This is a genomic window from Salinibacterium sp. SWN1162 (genome assembly GCF_015864675.1).
Classification (GTDB): Bacteria; Actinomycetota; Actinomycetes; order Actinomycetales; family Microbacteriaceae; genus Rhodoglobus.
On the sequence record NZ_JADYWT010000001.1, the window covers coordinates 295076 to 314060 of the forward strand.

An 18985-nucleotide genomic window follows, 5' to 3' on the forward strand; every position below is an offset into this window, starting at 1 on the left:
ATACCCAGTGTTAATAAACCTGTGGATAACTTTTAGTCACTTATAGGACGAAGATTCTCACGAGGGTCAGACTGATCAAAGCAGCGACGACGAGCGCGACAAGCGCGATCTCCGCGTTCGAAGACTTCTTATTGCGCTGCCGCAAAAAGACCAGAGCCAGCACGGCGCCGGTTATCAGTCCTCCGACGTGCGCTTGCCACGAGATGTTGAGCCCCGGGATAAAGCCGGCAACCAAGTTGACCACCAGAACGATGAGCAAAACCTTGTTGTTCACACCCATACGACGCTGAATCACGAAGAACGCGGCGACGATTCCGAAGATGGCTCCGGATGCTCCCAGCACCACTGAACCGGGCGCCAACAGCAACACCGCCACCGACCCGCCTAACGCGCTCACCAGGTAGAGGGCAAGAAATCGAGCACGCCCCAGCGGTAGTTCCAGTGCACGCCCAAAAATGAAGAGTGTGAACATGTTGAAACCGATGTGGAAAACGCTGTTCGTGGAGTGCAAGAACGCCGAAGTGATCATGCGCCAGGGCTCAATGGCCGTCAGGGGCGGGTAATAAACGAGCGCTTGAGTGACACCAGTGCCCGGGATCAACTGCAGCAAGAAAATAGCAACGGTCAACGCCATAAGCGTGTACGTCACGACCGGCTTTCCCTGAGAGGCGCGAGAGGCTCGAACTAGAACTGGCTTGCGCTTCGGCCCATTCGCACGGGCCTCTTTGATACATTCGGGGCAATGTACGCCCACAGCTGCCTGCGTTTGGCAGCTGGGGCATACAGTGCGCCCACATCGCTGGCAGAGAGTGAAACTTTGCCGGTCTGGATGCCGGTAGCAGTAGTTACCGCTGGCATCCGGCGATGTGGTCACGAAGGTTAGACCTCGTCGATCGTGACGCTCTCGATAACAACGTCGGTGAGGGGCTTGTCGCTGCCGTCGGTGTCGACTGCCTCGATGGCGTCGACTACCTTGCGTGATTCGTCGTCTGCGACAGCACCGAAGATGGTGTGCTTGCCCTGGAGCCAAGGTGTGGCGACCGTCGTAATGAAGAACTGTGAACCGTTGGTTCCCTTGCCACCGCGCGTACCGGCGTTTGCCATGGCGAGAATGTAGGGAGCCGAGAAGTTAAGTTCGGGGTGGATTTCGTCGTCGAAGTTGTAGCCGGGGCCGCCGATGCCCTTACCTAGGGGATCTCCGCCCTGGAGCATGAACTGCTTGATGATGCGGTGGAAGATGACGCCATCGTAAAGAGGTGCGCTGGTCTTCTGGCCGGTGGCGGGGTGGGTCCATTCGATATCGCCCTTGGCGAGACCTACGAAGTTGGCAACGGTCTTCGGCGCGTGGTTGCCGAAGAGGTTGAGACGGATTTCTCCGAGGTTTGTCTTGATCGTGGCAACTGCGGTGTGTTGAGACATAGCGTCAATTCTTACATAGCGAACCTGAGCCTCGGATACTAGTTATTCAGCGTGCTCACAGGCAAAGCAGTGCGGACTTGGAACCCACCGTGGCAGTATGGAGTCACTGTTCGACCACCTTTGGAGGTTTCCCGTGGCACTAACTCGCAAACGCCGCAAAGAACTCAAGCGCTTGAAAGGTCAAGCCGAAGACCTGTGGCAAGACCAAAAGGAGCTGCTCGACCACGCTTCTGCCGTTGTACGAGAGGCGAGCCAACAGGCCGCTAACTACGCTCGTGAAGAAGTCAGCCCCAAAATTCACAACACGTTCGATGCCCGGGTAAAGCCCGTCGTGTCGTCTTCAGTCGCTGGTGCACGTTCAGCGGCCGAAAACACCAAGTCGAAGATCAAGGGTGACGTGCTACCGGCCGTCACGTCAGCTCTCGGCGCAGCTCTCGCCGCGCTCGAAGTCGCCAAGAACCAGCAGGTGCGGGATGCGTTCACTCGCGTCTCTGGCCTCGCAGTGTCTGCGGGAGAGAAAACCGGCCTCGTTAAGCCACAGCCGAAGGCAGCTGGATTTGGCCGCTACATCTTCATCGGTGTTGGCGTCGTTGCTGCTGTGGGCGTCGCGTACGCCGCCTGGCAGACGCTTCGCGCAGACGACGACCTGTGGATCGACGACGAAGCAGAGACTGCATAATTTCTCTTTGCTGCTCACCGCCTGCGGTGTAGCCACAACCTCTTAAACAGTTCTGGCCCGGTTCTTTCGAATCGGGCCAGAACTTTTTTCGTTAATCTCTGCAGCACGGCCAGCCGCATACCGCGGCGTCAGCGTCATGCACGAGGCGCCCGTGGGCCGCTAGCGGCTTCAAACGGTCCCGGCGAGCAGATGGGAGCCTTCGCCCCGGTTCGTCGCCTCAGTGGCACTGGAGGCGTCAGGAGAGTTCACGGCCACGGACGTGAATGTCGCGGGACGATCCTCACCTCGGTGACGATGCCTTGAGTGCACTCTCGCTACGTCGCTAACCAGCAATTACGCGAGCGTTCGAGTACGCAAAAACCCCGGCCAGATAACTGGCCGGGGTTTTTGTTGTCGTGCTGTGGAGCCTAGGGGAATCGAACCCCTGACCTCCTGCTTGCAAAGCAGGCGCTCTACCAATTGAGCTAAGGCCCCAATAGGAACTTCTTGCAGAAATTCCAGTGGGGGTACGTGGACTTGAACCACGGACCTCTTCGTTATCAGCGAAGCGCTCTAACCGCCTGAGCTATACCCCCGTTGGGCAGATACGAGAGTATCGCATTCTGCCCGTTTGGCGTAATCGACTAGTTATTGGTGAAACCCACGAGGATTCCACCGGTCAGTCGAACGCTGAAGTTATAAAGCATACTCGCAATTGCACCGAGTGCCGTACCCACGAGAGTGTTCAAAAGTGCGATCACGATCGAGAACAATGCGACTTGACCGAACCCGAACGAACTCGTGATTCGGAAGTCGGCTTCCTTCGAGAGGATGTCTCGGAAGATGTTGTCGATATCGCCGAAAATTCCGGTGGAGTTAAGAACAATCCACACCAGCATCGTCGCAACAACGAAGACCACTCCGAGCGAAATTGCCACCAGGAATGAGAACTTTACGGCCGACCAGAAGTCGATGTACACCAGCTTGAGGCGAACCTGTTTCACTGATGTTTGGCGCTGCGACTTGCGCTGCAACTTCTCCGCGACACTACTCATCTACCGACTCGTCCTTCCCAGCAGGGGCATCTTCACTCGGAACACTATCGTCCCCAGCTTCAAGTTCTTTGTTGTCTAGATTTCGTTCGCTATTTCGCGCAATTGCGATGATCTTGTCTTCCGCTGCGAAACGAGCGAAAACGACGCCCATAGTGTCACGACCCTTGGCCGGAACCTCAGCGACAGAAGAGCGTACCACCTTGCCACTGGCAAGAACCACAAGCACTTCATCCTCGTCCCCGACCATCAAAGCTCCCGCCAAATCGCCGCGAGATCCGTCGAGTTTGGCAACCTTGATACCCAAACCACCACGCCCCTGCACGCGGTACTGATCAGCGGCAGTTCGCTTCGCGAAGCCACCCTCAGTGACAACGAAGACGAAGCCACTCTCGGGGACAACACTGGCGCTCAGCAGTTGGTCATCCTCGCGGAAGCTCATACCCATCACGCCGGAGGTTGATCGCCCCATGGGACGCAATGCTTCATCGGATGCCGTGAAGCGAATCGACATTCCCTTGCGAGAAACGAGCAACACATCGTCGGTGTTTTCCACGAGCATTGCCGAAACGAGTTCGTCGCCCTCACGCAGGTTCACAGCGATGATGCCGCCGCTGCGGTTGGTGTCGTATTCCGCCATCGCGGTCTTCTTGACCAGACCGTTGCGCGTAGCGAGCACTAGGTAGGTGGATTGTTCGTAGTCGCGGATGTCGAGAATCTGAGCGATCTCTTCGCCGGGCTGCAGTGCCAAGAAGTTGGCAACGTGCTGGCCCTTCGCGTCGCGGCCGCCCTCTTGCAGCTCATACGCCTTGGCACGGTAGACGCGACCCGTGTTGGTGAAGAACAGCAACCAGTGGTGAGTGGTGGTGACGAACAAGTGGTCGACCACGTCATCCGCACGCAACTGGGCACCCTTGACGCCCTTGCCGCCGCGGTGCTGGCTGCGGTAGTTGTCGCTGCGCGTGCGCTTGACGTAACCGCCGCGCGTGACTGTGACCACCATCTCCTCTTCGGGAATCAGATCTTCCATACTCATGTCGCCATCGAAACCAAACATGATTTCAGTGCGGCGATCGTCGCCATATTTAGCGAGGAGTTCGGTCAGTTCTTCACTGACGATGTTGCTCTGACGTTCCTTGCTCGCGATGATCGCCTTGAAATCGACGATTTCGAGCTCGATTTCGTCGTGCTCGTCGATGATCTTCTGGCGCTCGAGAGCCGCGAGGCGGCGAAGCTGCATGTCGAGAATGGCGCGAGCCTGAATCTCGTCAATGTCGAGCAACTCGATGAGGCCGTTGCGGGCATCTTCGACGGTGGGCGAACGACGGATGAGAGCGATGACCTCGTCGAGAGCATCCAGAGCCTTGAGGTAACCGCGCAAAATGTGGGCACGCTCTTCGGCCTTGCGCAGACGGAACTCGGTGCGGCGAACAATAACTTCGATCTGGTGAGTCGCCCACTCCGTGATGAAGCCGTCGATCGAGAGCGTGCGCGGGATGCCATCCACGATCGCGAGCATGTTCGCGCCGAAGTTTTCCTGCAGCTGCGTGTGCTTGTAGAGGTTGTTGAGAACAACCTTGGCAACGGCGTCGCGCTTGAGCACGATGACGAGGCGCTGGCCGGTGCGACCCGACGTCTCATCACGGATGTCGGCGATGCCGGCGAGCTTGCCATCCTTGACCAGGTCGGCAATTTTTAGTGCCAGGTTGTCGGGGTTCACTTGGTACGGCAGTTCGGTAACGACGAGGCAGGTGCGACCCTGAAGCTCTTCGACGTTGACCACGGCGCGCATTGTGATCGATCCACGACCCGTGCGGTACGCATCCTGAATTCCCTTGACGCCCAAAATCTGGGCGCCGGTCGGAAAGTCTGGTCCCTTGATGCGCTGAATCAACGCCTCGACAAGTTCTTCCTTCGACGCGTCAGGGTTGGCGAGGTGCCAGAGGGCACCCTCCCCCACTTCGCGCAAGTTGTGCGGCGGAATGTTGGTGGCCATACCGACCGCGATACCGACCGAACCGTTGACGAGAAGGTTGGGGAAACGGCTCGGGAGAACCGTGGGTTCCTGCGTGCGACCGTCGTAGTTGTCTTGGAAGTCGACGGTGTCTTCTTCAATGTCCCGAACCATTTCCATGGCGAGTTGAGCCATTTTGGTTTCGGTATAACGGTGAGCAGCGGCGCCGTCATTTCCGGGAGAACCGAAGTTTCCCTGGCCCAAAGCCAGCGGATAACGGAGGCTCCACGGCTGAACCAAACGAACGAGAGCGTCGTAGACCGACGAGTCACCGTGCGGATGGAACTGGCCCATCACATCACCGATGACACGGGTGCACTTGGAGAAGCCTTTGTCTGGGCGGTAGCCACCGTCGTACATCGCGTAAATCACACGGCGGTGCACCGGCTTGAGGCCATCGCGCACTTCAGGAAGCGCACGACCCACGATGACGCTCATGGCGTAGTCGAGGTACGAGCGCTGCATCTCCAGTTGAAGATCAACCTGGTTGATCTTGTCGTGACGGTCGTCTACGGGTGCGTCTTCGAAGGTTTTCTTCGGAGTTTCTTCGTCAGCCATTAAATTTCAGTTCCAGTCTGTATCTGTCGCGAGTGCGGGCGCCGTGAGCTCTGTACGAGCTAGATGTCTAAGAAGCGGACGTCTTTAGCGTTGCGCTGGATGAAGTTTCGGCGAGATTCAACGTCTTCGCCCATGAGAGTTGAGAAGGTTTCGTCGGCGGCGGCAGCATCATCCAAGGTCACTTGAAGAAGCGTGCGAGTGGCGGGGTCCATGGTGGTTTCCCACAGTTCCTTGTAGTCCATCTCACCAAGACCCTTGTAGCGCTGGATGCCGTTGTCCTTGGGCATGCGCTTGCCTTCGGAAAGTCCCAGTTCAGTCAGAGCGTCGCGCTCGGCATCGCTGTAGACGTACTGGTGCTGTGCGTTGCTCCACTTGAGGCGGTATAGCGGTGGCTGAGCCAAGTAGACGTAGCCCAAATCGATGAGCGGACGCATGTAGCGGAACAGCAGCGTCAGAAGCAGCGTGGTGATGTGCTGGCCGTCGACGTCAGCATCGGCCATCAAAACGATCTTGTGGTACCGAGCCTTTTCAGGGTCGAAGTCCTCGCCGACACCCGCGCCGAACGCGGTGATCATGGCCTGAACTTCAGCATTACCGAGAGCACGGTCGAGACGCGCCTTCTCAACGTTGAGGATCTTGCCTCGCAGCGGAAGAATCGCTTGGAACTCGGGGTTACGGCCCTGAACGGCGGAGCCGCCGGCCGAATCGCCCTCGACCATAAAGATCTCGGAGAGCGAAGGATCTTTGCTCGAGCAGTCCCGCAGCTTTCCAGGCATTCCGCTCGATTCGAGCAGTCCCTTTCGACGAGTCTGTTCGCGCGCCTTACGGGCAGCGAGTCGTGCTTGCGAGGCCTGGATGGCCTTGCGGATAACGTCCCGGGCCTGCGTGGGGTTGCGATCGAACCAATCACCGAGCTGCTGGCCGGCGATGCGCTGAACGAATGCCTTTGCTTCGGTGTTGCCCAGCTTGGTCTTGGTCTGGCCCTCGAATTGAGGTTCACCGAGCTTGATCGAGATGACCGCAGTCAGTCCTTCACGAACATCGTCACCGGAAAGGTTTTCGTCTTTCTCCTTGATGATGTTCTTCTCGCGAGCGTAACGGTTCACCAGAGTAGTGAGCGCAGCGCGGAAACCCTCTTCGTGGGTTCCACCTTCGTGAGTGTTAATGGTGTTGGCGTAGGTGTGAACGCTTTCGGAATATCCAGCCGTCCACTGCATCGCGACTTCAAGCGAGATGCGCTTCTCGGTATCTTCGGATTCAAACGCGATGACATCCGGATGAATGAGCTCGTTCTTCTTGGTCTTGTTCAAGTATTCGACATAGTCAACAAGGCCACGCTCGTACATGTAGCTCTCGACGACTTCTTCTTCGCCGCGCTCATCAGTGATCGTGATGCGCAGTCCTTTATTAAGGAAGGCCATCTGCTGAAAGCGGGCGCGAAGCGTCTCGAAATCGAATTCAACTGTCTCGAACGTCTCTTTGCTCGGCCAGAAAGTCTGCTGGGTTCCGGTCAGGTCAGAACTTTCGCCCTGCTTCAGGGGGCCGGTGGGAACACCGTTTTTAAAGCTCATGCGCCACACGTACCCCTGGCGGTGAACTTCCGTGTCCACTTCTTCAGAGAGCGCGTTGACGACAGAAATACCTACACCGTGAAGTCCACCCGATACGGCGTAGCCGCCACCACCGAATTTTCCACCAGCGTGCAGGATCGTCATGACTACTTCGACAGTCGACTTCTGCTCTTGCTGGTTCAGATCGACCGGGATACCGCGGCCGTTGTCTCGCACGCGAACGGAACCGTCCTTGCGGATCCACACGCCGATAGTGTCGCAGTAGCCAGCCAGCGATTCATCAACAGAGTTGTCGACGACTTCGTACACCAAGTGGTGCAAACCGCGGGGACCAGTGGAGCCGATGTACATACCGGGGCGCTTGCGCACAGCTTCGAGACCCTCAAGGATCTGAATTTGATCGGCGCCATAGCTATCAGCGGCAACATGACCGTTGGCAATGATGTGGCTCTCGGGCACGTCGTTTTCGGGCGTCGATGTCATCTGAAGTTAGGCTCCTGCCGCTAGTTCATACTCGCCATTCAGAGCGGATATCTCTCTCAAGAGGTGCGTCCGACGGCTCCTGAGATTCTAACAAATTCCGAGCGGCCGCGGCGCTCAAATCGCGTTCTACGGGAGTTTCTTTAGTAGCGTGACCCATTTTGTCTCCCTAACCGTAAGTATCGCGCGGGCCCCTACCTGGAATTGATCTGGGGCCTCTTTTCCACGAAGGGGCGTTGGGGCCTTCAAAGCGCACAGTTTCCACACCCGCTTCTGGATGCTGTTGAGCAATCGTCGTCGTGATGTGGCCACGCATGAGACGCAGCTGTGTGGCCCACGCTGTCGAATCGCAGCGGATGGTGAGCACACCTTCTTCGATTCCGACCGGCTCAGAGTGTTCCGCAGTTTCGGCTCCCACGATTGTGGTCCACGCCAAAATGAGCTCGGAGCGAGCGAGCGGAGACTTCCACCCCATATTCGACGTGAGGCTATCCATCACATCGCCCAATCCGTGCGGATCGCGGCCCGGAGCGAAGGGCACACTGGTTCCTGGCTCTTTCTTATTACGCTTTCGCGCCATATAAGAACGCTTCGTGGCATCCCCAAAAACGTCGCGGAATCGCAGATACACCGCGACGTGTTCGTCCACGTTGGGATCTCGATCATTCACCGGTGATCACTTCCCCCGCTTGAATGCGCACTACGTTCGCTGCAAGTTCTTTCGGAACATCACCGAAAACAGCGGCTGTAATCAGCACTTGTTCAAAGCCAGAGATCGAACTAGCTAAGCGTTCGCGGCGTGATTGGTCGAGTTCAGCGAACACGTCATCCAGAATCAACACGGGGTCGCCCGCTGATGATTCTCGACGTAATAGTTCGGCGGATGCCAATTTCAGGGCGAGCGCGAAGGACCAGGATTCACCGTGGCTCGCATAGCCACGTGCCGGCAAACCATTGAGGCCGAAGATGAGGTCATCACGGTGAGGTCCGACCAGTGTGATCGCACGATCGCGTTCTGCTTTTCGCACCGAGGAGAGGGCTGCAATGAAAGCTGTTGTCGCGTCAGCGACCGAAATAATTTCGCCGACAGCGTTGGTAGCCACAGCGTTGTCCGGGTCGTCCTGTCGCGAGATGATGCTCAACGAATTGGCAAGCGATGCACCGTGATCGGCCCCGACGATGCGTTCATATGCGCTGGCGACTTCAGGACTCAAATCCGCAATGAGGGCGCTGCGAGCACTGATGATCTCGGAGCCGAAGGCGACGAGTCGTTCATCCCACACATCAAGGGTGCTCAACTGCGTGTCGCGAACCCCGGATGCCCGGGCAGATTTAAGCAGCATGTTGCGCTGTTTTACGACGCGCTCGTAGTCACTCATCACTCCGCTAAAGCGCGGCGATCGCAATATAAGCAAGTCATCGATGAATCTGCGGCGGCCAGAAGGTTCTCCGCGCACAAGAGCGAGATCCTCGGGCGCGAACAGCACACTGGAAAAATATCGCGGAAGTTCGCGGGTACGGATGACCGAGCGATTGATCTGGGCGCGGTTAGCCCCAGAGCGGTTAATTTGAACCTCCGCCAAAAAATTGCGGTCGTTATGCTCGAGGCGCACCCGCACAATGGCTGCATCCATCGCTTGTCTCACCATCGCGTGATCAGTGGACACTCGATGCGAGCCAAGGGTGCTCAAAAATCCAAGCGCCTCGACCAGATTCGTCTTGCCTTGGCCATTCGATCCGACGATGAGAGTCGGCCCTGCACCAAGCTCGAGGGTGAGCTCTTTATAGTTGCGAAAATCTTTGAGTTCGACGTGAGTTACGCGCATTGGTGCGGAGCTTAGCTCTTACGGACGCTATGCCCGCCGAACTGATTGCGGAGAGCTGCGACCGCCTTCATGGACGGCGAATCTTCTTGACGAGAGACAAAGCGCGCGAAGATTGCTGCGCTAATAGTGGGAACAGCGACCGCCTGGTTCAGCGCTTCGTGCACTGTCCATCGACCCTCCCCCGAATCTTCGACGTAGCCGGAGATGTCGGCGAAGTCGGGGTCTTCCTCTAGCGCTTTTACGAGAAGTTCAAGCAACCATGAACGGACAACTGTTCCGCGTTGCCATGCCTTAAAAGTTCCAGGGACGTTGTCGATGAGGTCTTTGCGGCTATCGAGCAGTTCAAAGCCCTCGGCCCACGCCTGCATCAGCGCATACTCGATGCCGTTGTGCACCATTTTGGCGTAATGCCCGGCACCAACCGGACCGGCGTGAACGAAGCCCTCGTCACGCGGACCTTCTGGACGAAGAGCATCGAAGATCGGCATTGCCCGCTCGATATCGGCCTTTTCGCCGCCGGCCATGAGACCGTAGCCGTTTTCTAGGCCCCAAATTCCGCCGGAAACCCCTACATCTACAAAAGAAAGTTTCAGTTCGGCCAGTTGATCGCGGTGTAACTGGTCGTCGGTGAAGCGGGTATTCCCACCGTCAATAACGAGATCGCCCGGCTCAAGAAGGGTCGCGACATCTGTAATTACGGAATCAGTAATGGGACCGGACGGAACCATGACCCATACGATGCGCGGGGTCGGCAGCGCATCCACTAGATCTGAAAGCGTAGCTACATCGGAGACCTCGGCGTTCGGATCGAATCCGGTGACTGTGAGACCGGCAGTGCGCATGCGTTCCCGCATGTTTCCGCCCATTTTTCCGAGGCCGATGATCCCAAGGTGCATGGTGTCTGCCATGGCCTATCGCAACAACAGGTTCGGCTGGAGAAGGTACTTGTAATTGTCGCTACCAGGTTGGTCTTTCGACGACTGGCTAGTGATCAACACTGGTCCGGGCTTATTCGGATTTTCAGTTTTGGTGAACGAGATGCGCACGAACTCGGAGTGCACTGAGCTCAAACCGTCAATAAGGAACTGCGGCTTGAGCGATACGACGGTGTCGTCCCCGGTCAAGAACGCATCGATGGTCTCCGAAGCTTGTGCTTGCTCAGATCCGATCGCCTCGAGAGTGACTCCCTCTTCAGTGAAGGTGAAGCGAAGAGCTGCTTCTCTTTCCAGCACGAGCGAAACTCGACGGACAGCCTCGATCAATTCGCCCGTGTTCATGACGGCGAAGTTATCCACAGTCTCGGGAAAAAGTCGGCGAACCGGTGGAAAGTTGCCCTTGATCAGCAACGAGGTGACGGTTTTCTTGTCCGACCGAAAAGCAATCAGCTCTCGCTCGTCAGTGCTTGTGATCGCTACGGAAATTTCGCCACTGTTGCCGAAAGTTTTTCCAACCTCCATCAGGGTCTTAGCCGGAACAAGGGCAGTGGCTGATTCGACACCAGACGAACCGGCGTCCCACTCAATATCCCGAACGGCAACACGGTAACGGTCCGTCGCTACGAGCGAAATATTGTTTTGGGAAACTTCGAGCTGAACACCGGTGATGACTGGAGTCACATCATCCCGTGACGCGGCAACAGCAACTTGTGAGATTGCGGCCGAGAATACGTCAGCCTTCAGCGTTCCGACCTTGTCTGAAATTTCTGGAAGGCTCGGGTACTCCTCGACAGGCATGCTCGACAACGTGAAGTGGCCAGTGCCGCAAGCAACGATAATTTTGTTTTCTTCAGTGCTAAAACGCACCGGAGCATTAGGGAGCCGGCTTGCAATGTCGGCGAGAAGCTTGCCCGAAACAAGGATGCGCCCAGGCTCTTCAACCTCAGCAACGATTTGTGTTCGAGCTGAAACCTCGTAGTCAAACGACGACAGCGTTAGGCCCTCAGCGGTGGCTTCGATCAACACACCGCTCAAAATGGGCAGCGTGGTGCGCTGCGGCAGCAGTTTTACCGCAAACGAAACCGCCTCGCTGAAGACGTCACGATTGACCTGAAACTTCATGAACTACCCCTAACCGGATGACGCTCTGGCCGTTAATACTGGCACAGCCAATCCACTTGCGAACTACAGGTTATTTGGGATTCAAATTTCATTCTTTAAAGGTCACACTCTTAACCGCTGTGGATTGTGTGTATAACTCTGCGATTTTCTTGTAATTACTGGAAACTACATCCGTGTGACTTGTTGAGGAGCCGTGGAGAACAGTGGCACTGTTCGTGGAAACTCGAGTTACAAGAATTCTCAATTCCACAGAAAGATTCTTGTGATCAACAATCTTTCCGGCGAGTTGGGAAGGTTATCCCCAAGTTATCCCCAAGTGGAAAAAGCTACTTTTGAGTGAAACGCTGGTTTTGTTTGATGCGGCTGGTGAGCTCGGTCACCTGGTTATAGATAGAACGGCGCTCTTTCATGAGCTCAGTGATCTTCTTATTGGCGTACATAACCGTGGTGTGATCTCTGTTGCCGAACAACTGACCGATTTTTGGCAGCGAAAGATTAGTCATCTCACGACAGAGATACATGGCGATCTGACGCGCAGTAGCAATCGCCTGGGATCGTGACGACCCGTACAGGTCGTCGACCGACAGTTTGAAGTAGTCCGCAGTGTGATTAATGATGTCGACCGGGGCGATCACGTTGTCTTCATCGAGAGTGATGAGGTCTTTCAGCACTGTTTGCACGAGTGCCATGTCGACCTCAGTGCGGTTGAGGCTCGCGAACGCAGTGACGCGAATGAGAGTTCCTTCGAGCTCGCGGATGTTCGACGAGACTTTTGATGCCATAAATTCCAGGATGTCGTTGCCGACCTGCATCTTCTCGCTTTGCGCTTTCTTGCGCAGAATCGCAATGCGAGTCTCGAGGTCTGGCGCCTGCACGTCTGTAATCAGGCCCCACTCAAAGCGCGAACGCATCCGATCTTCGAAACCGGTCAGGTGTTTGGGAGGCAGATCGCTCGTGATGACCACTTGCTTGTTGTGATCGTGGAGCGTGTTAAAAGTGTGGAAGAAGGCTTCCTGGGTGGAATCCTTTCCCTGCAAGAACTGGATGTCGTCAATGAGAAGAATGTCGATTTCGCGGTAGCGCGATTGAAATACTGACGCGCGGTTGTTTGCGATCGAGTTAATGAAGTCGTTGGTGAACTCTTCTGAACTGACATAGCGAACGCGGATGCCCGGGTAGAGACTTTCGGCATAGTGTCCGATTGCGTGCAAGAGGTGGGTTTTGCCGAGCCCGGATCCTCCATAGATGAAGAGTGGGTTGTATGCCTTGGCTGGTGCTTCGGCTACGGCCACCGCTGCGGCATGCGCGAAGCGGTTCGAGCCGCCGATAACGAAGTTGTCAAAGCTGTACTTAGGGTTTAACCGTGAGTCGCTTCGCCGCGGAGAGGATGTTTTCTCCACTGGACTGGGAGGAGTCGGCTCGATGTAGGGCTGTTCCGTGTGAGGAAGGTCCTGGGATAACGCATCCTGCTGGATTTCTGGATTCACTACGGTCGCGAAGTTTGTGACGCCGTGAGAATCATCGAGCGCGGCTATGGCATCGATGAACGGCTGACGCAGTCGCTGCTCCAGCATTCCTCGGGTGAGTTCGTTCGGAACTTCTAGATAGAGCGTGCCTGCCATGACACCTTTTGGTTCAACGAGATTTACGAAGCCCTGCAATTGCGGGGTAATTCGCTCGTCTCCGTTGAGGTGTGTCAGGACTATTTGCCATAGTCCCCTAGTCGGGTCGGGTGTTTCCGACATTCTTTTCCCATCCCTTTGCAGTAATTACTCACAGGCTTATCCACTGGTGAGTACAGCTATTCTCGCTGAAACACTGCGATCTTTTGGCCGTTATGCACCGCTAGTCACCTTAGTTGTCCACAGCATGTCGTTACCAATAACGATGTATTCTGTGTGGATAATGCGGCGTTCTTCCCGTTGCGGTTTGACCGCATCGGTTTAACGCCGTAGTTTTAATCAGTTGACTTCCGGCCCTTGGGCCTACCAATTCTTCCCGGCTGCTAGAGCTGGGCCTTGGAGATATAGCTATGAGCAAGAGAACTTTTCAGCCAAACAACCGTCGCCGCGCGAAGGTACACGGATTCCGTTTGCGCATGCGTACCCGCGCCGGCCGTTCAATCTTGAGCGCGCGTCGTCGTAAGGGACGCACCGAACTCTCCGCGTAATTTCGTCCGGTGCTGTCTAAGACGAATCGCGTAGCGTTGCCAAACGATTTTCGTTTGGCGGTTCGTCGGGGTCGTCGGTTTACAGCACCGCACTGCGTTGTCCACATTGTGAACAACGAGCGGTCTCAAGGCGTGCGCTTTGGATTCATTGTCTCTAAAGCGGTAGGCAACGCGGTTGTTCGCAATCGCGTTCGTCGTCGACTTCGGGCGGCGGCGGCTCAGTTGCTTCCGGATGTTCATGCCAATGCGGACATCGTTGTTCGGGCTTTGGCAGGTTCAGAGCAAGCTGAGTGGTCTACGCTGCAGGCTGAGATCGCAGAAGGGATTGACCGCATCGTGGTGAAGATATGAATTCCGTCCTGACGTTCGCTCTGCTCCTTCCGCGAAACATCTGTGTCTTCGTTCTTCGCATGTATCGCGCGGTCATCTCTCCGCTTTATGGGGATGTTTGCCGCTATTACCCATCGTGTTCTCACTACACGCTCCAGGCTATTCAACAGCACGGGGTTTTCCGTGGTGTGTGGCTTGGTTCGCGCCGAATTCTCCGTTGCCACCCGTGGGCAGAAGGTGGAATCGACGACATCCCGGCTCGCCGGCATGACCGCTACCAGATCACCCGGTTCGGCTTTGTTATAGCCGCAAGCCACGAAAGGGGCTAACCACTTCATGGACCTTTTTGCTTTCTTTGGCAATTTGCTTTGGCCAATCAAGTGGGTAATCGAGGCAATCCTCGTCGCCTTCCACGAGATCCTCACATTCTTTGGAATGAATGCGGATGACGGTCTGACCTGGGTGCTCTCGATCGTCGGCCTGGTATTGGTTGTTCGCGCAGCATTGATCCCCGTATTTGTTCGGCAGATTAAGAGCCAGCGGCGAATGATGGAAGTCGCTCCTCAGCTCAAGAAGATCCAAGACAAGTACAAGGGCAAGAAGGACCAGTTCTCTCGTGAGGCCATGTCTCGCGAGACAATGGCCATGTACAAGGATGCGGGAACCAACCCGTTCAGTTCTTGCCTCCCTCTTTTGCTTCAGATGCCGATCTTCTTCGGTCTTTTTTCGGTGTTGCGTAATGCACAACTCGAGGGAAACGCTCCCGGTGTTGGTCTGCTGAACGCGGAGCTCTCAGAGTCCTTTGGTACCTCGTCGCTGTTCGATATCGCGCCGCTTCACCTCGCGATCAGTACTGCCGATGGGAACACGGCCGTTATTGTTACCGCTGTCATCATGGTCATCCTGATGACCGGTTCGCAGTTCATCACTCAGCTTCAGATCATGTCGAAGAACCAGTCGGCAGAGATGAAAGCTAGCCCCATGTACCGCCAACAGCGGATCATGTTGTACCTACTCCCCCTTGTCTTCGCCTTCTCGGGATTTACCTTCCCGCTCGGAGTGATGTTCTACTGGCTGGTATCGAACTTCTGGACCATGGGTCAGCAGTTCCTCGTTATTCGCAACATGCCCACGCCTGGCAGTGAAGCTGCTCTGGCCCGTGAGGCTCGTCTTGCTAAGCGCAACCAGCGCAAGGGCATCGTTGAAGAAACTCCGGATGCCGGCACGATCATCATCGAAGAACCTAAGAACCCGCAGCGGGATCAACCCGTGAGCAAGAACCGTGCAAAGAAGAAGCAGGGAAAGAAGAAATGACGAACGTTTCTGACACCGATACCACCGCCGTCGAATCCGCTCCTGTGGAAGACCGCGAAGACCGCACCACCGCGCAGCTTGAAGAAGAGGGCGACATCGCGGCGGATTACATCGAAGAACTGCTCGACATCGCGGACCTTGATGGCGACATCGAGATCGATGCTCGCGCGGGGCGTTCGTATGTATCGGTTACTTCAAGTGAAGACACCAACCTCCGTTTACTGTCGAAGCCGGACACCGTCACGGCTCTGCAGGAGCTCACTCGAATTGCCGTCCAGAACAAGACCGGAGCGTTCTCGCGTCTGATCCTGGATATTGGCGGATCACGTGAAGCTCGCGCTGCAGAACTTTCGAAGCTCGTCGACGTTGCCGTTGCTCGTATCGAGGCTGGTTCTGATTCAGCCGCATTGCCCGCAATGTCTTCGTACGAGCGCAAGCTTGTTCACGATGTGGTCGCGGAGCGCGGCTTTGTCTCCCAGTCCAGCGGCGAGGGCCGTGACCGTCACACCGTGATCACGCGTTCATAGTTTCACGTGAAACATTGAGCCACGGATTAGAGCTCGAACCCGAGCCAGACATTGCGGCGGAGTTATTTGGCTCTCGCATTGATGTAGCACGCATGTATACCGAGAGCCTTGCTCATCGTGGTGAAGAACTCGGTCTTATCGGACCTCTAGAAGTTCCTCGGCTGTGGTCCCGTCACATTGTGAACTGTGCCTTAGTCGCTCCCCTGCTCCGGCCTGGTCTGGTCGGCGATATTGGCAGTGGCGCCGGCCTTCCGGGATTAGTGCTCGCAATCGCGCGTCCCGACGTGAATTTCGTCCTCATCGAACCTATGGAGCGTCGGGTTGACTGGCTCAATGCGGAGGTATGCCGGCTCGGTCTTAGTAACGTGCTGGTGGATCGCTCTCGTTCTCAGGACGCTCCATACGGTGAGAAGCTCACTCAAATTACAGCTAGAGCGGTCACAGCGCTCTCGAAACTTATTCCCTCTACGGAACACTTGCTCTCCCCCGGCGGAGAGATGGTCTTTATGAAGGGCGCACGCATCGATGATGAGATCGAGGCGGCTGCGAAGGCGATTCGTAAGGCTCGGCTCAAAGATGTTGAGTCTCTTGTTCTTGGACAGGGCCTTACTCCGGAGATCACTCGTGTCTTTCGGGCTAGAGTGGACTAATTCGGCTATCTCTGTAGCCGCCTTTAGTTTTTCCCGTTTTTACCGCAGTCTGAGAGAAAGTTTCACGTGAAACATCCCGAAAGCGAAGTCAACGAACAAGGTAAATCGTTCGATGAAACCACGCCGCTTGCGCGGGAAATAGCGGAGCTTACTCGTCGCCGTAGGGCTGTAGCGTCGGCTTCGTTGCCACTCCCCTCCGAGCCGCGAGTTTTCACTGTCGCTAATCAAAAAGGCGGCGTAGGGAAAACGACTTCCACAGTCAACTTGGCTGCCGCTCTCGCACGTACGGGCGCTCGTGTACTAGTGATTGATCTTGATCCCCAAGGGAACGCATCGACCGCGGTCGGCGTAGAGCATCGTTCCGAGACTGCCAGCGTCTATGACGTCATGATCAATGACGTTCCTATGGCGGATGTTGTCCAGAAGAGTCCTGAATTTGCGGCGTTGTATTGTGTGCCGGCGACGATTCATCTCGCTGGTGCCGAGATCGAGTTAGTTTCTCTCGTTGCTCGGGAACAGCGTCTCCGTTCCGCGCTTGATACTTTTCTGGCTGAAACTCCCGAGCCATTTCACTACGTTTTCATTGACTGCCCGCCTTCACTGGGTTTGCTTACGATCAACGCATTCGTTGCGGCGCAAGAAGTTCTCATTCCCATCCAGTGTGAGTACTACGCCCTTGAGGGACTGAGCCAGCTCCTCAACAACATCAAGTTGATCGAACGCCACCTCAACCCGCGGCTGCGCGTGACAACAATTTTGATGACCATGTACGACTCTCGCACTAATCTGGCGAACCAAGTCGTGGATGACGTTCGAGCACACTTCCCCAATCAGGTGCTGACTACTCTGATACCTCGTTCGGTCCGCATTTCAGAAGCCCCGAGCTACGGCCAGAGCGTGATCAGCTATGACCAGAACTCCCCCGGATCGCTTTCCTATCTTGAAGCGGCAGCGGAAATTGCACATCGAGGAGTACCCAAATAATGGCCGCACCGAAGAGAACTGGTTTGGGTCGAGGAATTGGCGCGCTGATTCCGTCCACGGATGAGAATCAAGAGCGTCCGGTGGATGTCTTCTTCCCCGGTGGTGAACTTGCGCCTGATCGCTTGCGCGCAGTTCCCGGCGCCCGACTCGCAAGCCTCTCCCCTCTCGATATTGTTCCTAACTCTCGCCAACCGCGAAGTGAATTCCGGCAGGAAGAGCTCGAAGAGCTTATTGTGTCGATTCGCGAGATCGGCGTGCTTCAGCCGATCGTAGTTCGACCCCTGGTGGGCGCGGTTGAGGGCGGCCCGCAGTACGAACTGATTATGGGCGAGCGTCGGCTGCGCGCGAGCAAACATTTGGGACTTTCAACGATCCCAGCGGTTATCAAAAGTACAGCCGATGAAGACATGCTTCGGGACGCGCTCCTTGAGAATCTTCACCGTGCGAACCTCAATCCCCTCGAAGAGGCATCGGCGTATCAACAGCTACTCGCGGACTTTGGCATCACTCAGGAGCAGCTCGCTGAGCGAATCGGTCGCTCACGGCCTCAAATCACGAACACAATGCGGCTTTTGCGCCTTCCAGAAACCGTTCAGCGCCGCGTAGCGTCCGGAGTTCTCACCGCGGGCCACGCTCGAGCGCTCCTATCGCTTCCTGACAGCGCCGGTATGGAGCGTTTGGCTGAGAAAATCGTCAATGAAGAGCTCTCGGTGCGTGCAGCGGAAGCTGCGGCAGGTTCTCTTTCGACGAAACCTCCTCGCTCAAAGCCGTCTCGCGGAAAAAAGCAGGGACATCTAGACGAGATCGCTGAGCGCCTCGGAGACCGACTCAATACCCGGGTCAAGGTCACTCTGGGTGCGAGCAAGGGCCAGGTCGTCATTGATTTTGCTACCGTGGGCGACCTCAACCGCATTCTCGAGGAACTCGGCGACACGGGGTTCAGCGCCTAAGGTGTCGCAGGTCCTCGTTGGGCCGTGTTTCGCTTGAAGGAACACGAGCCCGGATTGCGCCCTTCGATGGTCCATGGCGCTTTTCTGCTCTTTATATTGTCGGGAGCCCCTGTTTTTTGGATAGGCATGCTCGACTGATACGGAATTATTCCGGTTGACGTTGACGTTGACGTTGACGTTGACCTTGACGTTGACTGCGATTGCGACTGCGATTGCGACTGCGAGAGCGCTGTCGGGCGTGGTTCTGACACTATTCGGAGGGTAGCTTCCAAGGTTTGCGGCTTCCTGTCAGGAGTAGTGCGCCGCGTTCATGAAGACGGGCTCCTGATTTGCATCAGGCGTGCATACACATTCGATGTTTCACGTGAAACTTCGCTAGTCGCTAGTCGCTAGTCGCTAGTCGCTAGTCGCTAGTCGCTAGTCGC

Annotated in this window: 19 protein-coding genes and 2 tRNA genes; 9 read left to right on the plus strand and 12 right to left on the minus strand. The window is 56.1% G+C overall.

What is annotated here, in order from left to right:
* Positions 1 to 40: 40 nt before the first annotated feature.
* Entirely contained in the window at positions 41 to 649 is a 609-nt protein-coding gene (locus tag I6E58_RS01370) for a rhomboid family intramembrane serine protease (protein WP_307841919.1), read from the minus strand.
* Positions 650 to 879: 230 nt separating this feature from the next.
* Positions 880 to 1419 (minus strand): peptidylprolyl isomerase, encoded by a 540-nt coding sequence (locus tag I6E58_RS01375; RefSeq protein WP_129072627.1) that lies wholly within the window; start codon positions 1417 to 1419, stop codon positions 880 to 882.
* A 133-nt stretch (positions 1420 to 1552) separates the two neighbouring features.
* Here I6E58_RS01375 and I6E58_RS01380 point away from each other — a divergent pair, with 133 nt between their 5' ends.
* Positions 1553 to 2098 (plus strand): hypothetical protein, encoded by a 546-nt coding sequence (locus tag I6E58_RS01380; protein ID WP_197129590.1) that lies wholly within the window; start codon positions 1553 to 1555, stop codon positions 2096 to 2098.
* A gap of 401 nt (positions 2099 to 2499) precedes the next feature.
* Here the strand turns inward: I6E58_RS01380 and I6E58_RS01385 are convergent.
* The 10 genes from I6E58_RS01385 to dnaA all read right to left on the minus strand — a co-directional run bounded on the left by I6E58_RS01385 (position 2500) and on the right by dnaA (position 13380).
* Positions 2500 to 2572 (minus strand) — tRNA-Ala (locus I6E58_RS01385).
* Positions 2573 to 2599: 27 nt separating this feature from the next.
* Positions 2600 to 2673 (minus strand) — tRNA-Ile (locus tag I6E58_RS01390).
* A gap of 48 nt (positions 2674 to 2721) precedes the next feature.
* Positions 2722 to 3132, minus strand: a complete 411-nt coding sequence (locus tag I6E58_RS01395; protein WP_129072625.1) for a DUF3566 domain-containing protein — start codon at positions 3130 to 3132, stop codon at positions 2722 to 2724.
* Positions 3125 to 5701, minus strand: a complete 2577-nt coding sequence (gene gyrA / locus I6E58_RS01400; RefSeq protein WP_197129593.1) for a DNA gyrase subunit A — start codon at positions 5699 to 5701, stop codon at positions 3125 to 3127. Before gyrA ends, I6E58_RS01395 begins: the two co-directional genes overlap by 8 nt.
* A gap of 59 nt (positions 5702 to 5760) precedes the next feature.
* Positions 5761 to 7755: a DNA topoisomerase (ATP-hydrolyzing) subunit B gene (gene gyrB, locus I6E58_RS01405; RefSeq protein ID WP_197129596.1), complete on the minus strand. Its 1995-nt coding sequence runs from the start codon at positions 7753 to 7755 to the stop codon at positions 5761 to 5763.
* Positions 7756 to 7921: 166 nt separating this feature from the next.
* Complete coding sequence (locus tag I6E58_RS01410) at positions 7922 to 8422, minus strand: DUF721 domain-containing protein (protein WP_100387777.1); 501 nt, start codon at positions 8420 to 8422, stop codon at positions 7922 to 7924.
* A complete protein-coding gene (recF, locus tag I6E58_RS01415; protein ID WP_197129599.1) occupies positions 8415 to 9578 on the minus strand; it encodes a DNA replication/repair protein RecF in 1164 nt (387 codons plus the stop codon). Before recF ends, I6E58_RS01410 begins: the two co-directional genes overlap by 8 nt.
* A gap of 11 nt (positions 9579 to 9589) precedes the next feature.
* Complete coding sequence (gnd, locus tag I6E58_RS01420) at positions 9590 to 10474, minus strand: phosphogluconate dehydrogenase (NAD(+)-dependent, decarboxylating) (RefSeq protein WP_129073577.1); 885 nt, start codon at positions 10472 to 10474, stop codon at positions 9590 to 9592.
* A gap of 15 nt (positions 10475 to 10489) precedes the next feature.
* The gene (dnaN, locus tag I6E58_RS01425) at positions 10490 to 11635 is read right to left on the minus strand and encodes a DNA polymerase III subunit beta (protein WP_129072620.1); all 1146 of its coding nucleotides are present in this window, start codon (positions 11633 to 11635) and stop codon (positions 10490 to 10492) included.
* Between the two features lie 326 nt (positions 11636 to 11961).
* Positions 11962 to 13380 (minus strand): chromosomal replication initiator protein DnaA, encoded by a 1419-nt coding sequence (gene dnaA, locus I6E58_RS01430; protein WP_129072619.1) that lies wholly within the window; start codon positions 13378 to 13380, stop codon positions 11962 to 11964.
* Between the two features lie 287 nt (positions 13381 to 13667).
* Here dnaA and rpmH point away from each other — a divergent pair, with 287 nt between their 5' ends.
* The 8 genes from rpmH (at position 13668) to I6E58_RS01470 (ending at position 18560) form a co-directional block, all read left to right on the plus strand.
* On the plus strand, positions 13668 to 13805 hold the full coding sequence (gene rpmH / locus I6E58_RS01435) for a 50S ribosomal protein L34 (RefSeq protein ID WP_055810406.1): 138 nt from the start codon (positions 13668 to 13670) through the stop codon (positions 13803 to 13805).
* Between the two features lie 9 nt (positions 13806 to 13814).
* Complete coding sequence (gene rnpA / locus I6E58_RS01440; protein ID WP_197129602.1) at positions 13815 to 14156, plus strand: ribonuclease P protein component; 342 nt, start codon at positions 13815 to 13817, stop codon at positions 14154 to 14156.
* Positions 14153 to 14464: a membrane protein insertion efficiency factor YidD gene (gene yidD, locus I6E58_RS01445; RefSeq protein WP_197129605.1), complete on the plus strand. Its 312-nt coding sequence runs from the start codon at positions 14153 to 14155 to the stop codon at positions 14462 to 14464. Before rnpA ends, yidD begins: the two co-directional genes overlap by 4 nt.
* A 7-nt stretch (positions 14465 to 14471) precedes the next feature.
* A complete protein-coding gene (yidC, locus tag I6E58_RS01450; protein WP_197129607.1) occupies positions 14472 to 15449 on the plus strand; it encodes a membrane protein insertase YidC in 978 nt (325 codons plus the stop codon).
* Complete coding sequence (locus I6E58_RS01455; protein ID WP_197129609.1) at positions 15446 to 15976, plus strand: R3H domain-containing nucleic acid-binding protein; 531 nt, start codon at positions 15446 to 15448, stop codon at positions 15974 to 15976. The genes yidC and I6E58_RS01455 overlap by 4 nt, the downstream gene beginning before the upstream one ends.
* Positions 15977 to 15990: 14 nt before the next feature.
* On the plus strand, positions 15991 to 16626 hold the full coding sequence (gene rsmG / locus I6E58_RS01460) for a 16S rRNA (guanine(527)-N(7))-methyltransferase RsmG (RefSeq protein WP_197129610.1): 636 nt from the start codon (positions 15991 to 15993) through the stop codon (positions 16624 to 16626).
* A 66-nt stretch (positions 16627 to 16692) separates the two neighbouring features.
* On the plus strand, positions 16693 to 17610 hold the full coding sequence (locus I6E58_RS01465; protein ID WP_307841921.1) for a ParA family protein: 918 nt from the start codon (positions 16693 to 16695) through the stop codon (positions 17608 to 17610).
* A complete protein-coding gene (locus tag I6E58_RS01470) occupies positions 17610 to 18560 on the plus strand; it encodes a ParB/RepB/Spo0J family partition protein (RefSeq protein WP_197129611.1) in 951 nt (316 codons plus the stop codon). Before I6E58_RS01465 ends, I6E58_RS01470 begins: the two co-directional genes overlap by 1 nt.
* The last annotated feature ends 425 nt before the right edge of the window (positions 18561 to 18985 follow it).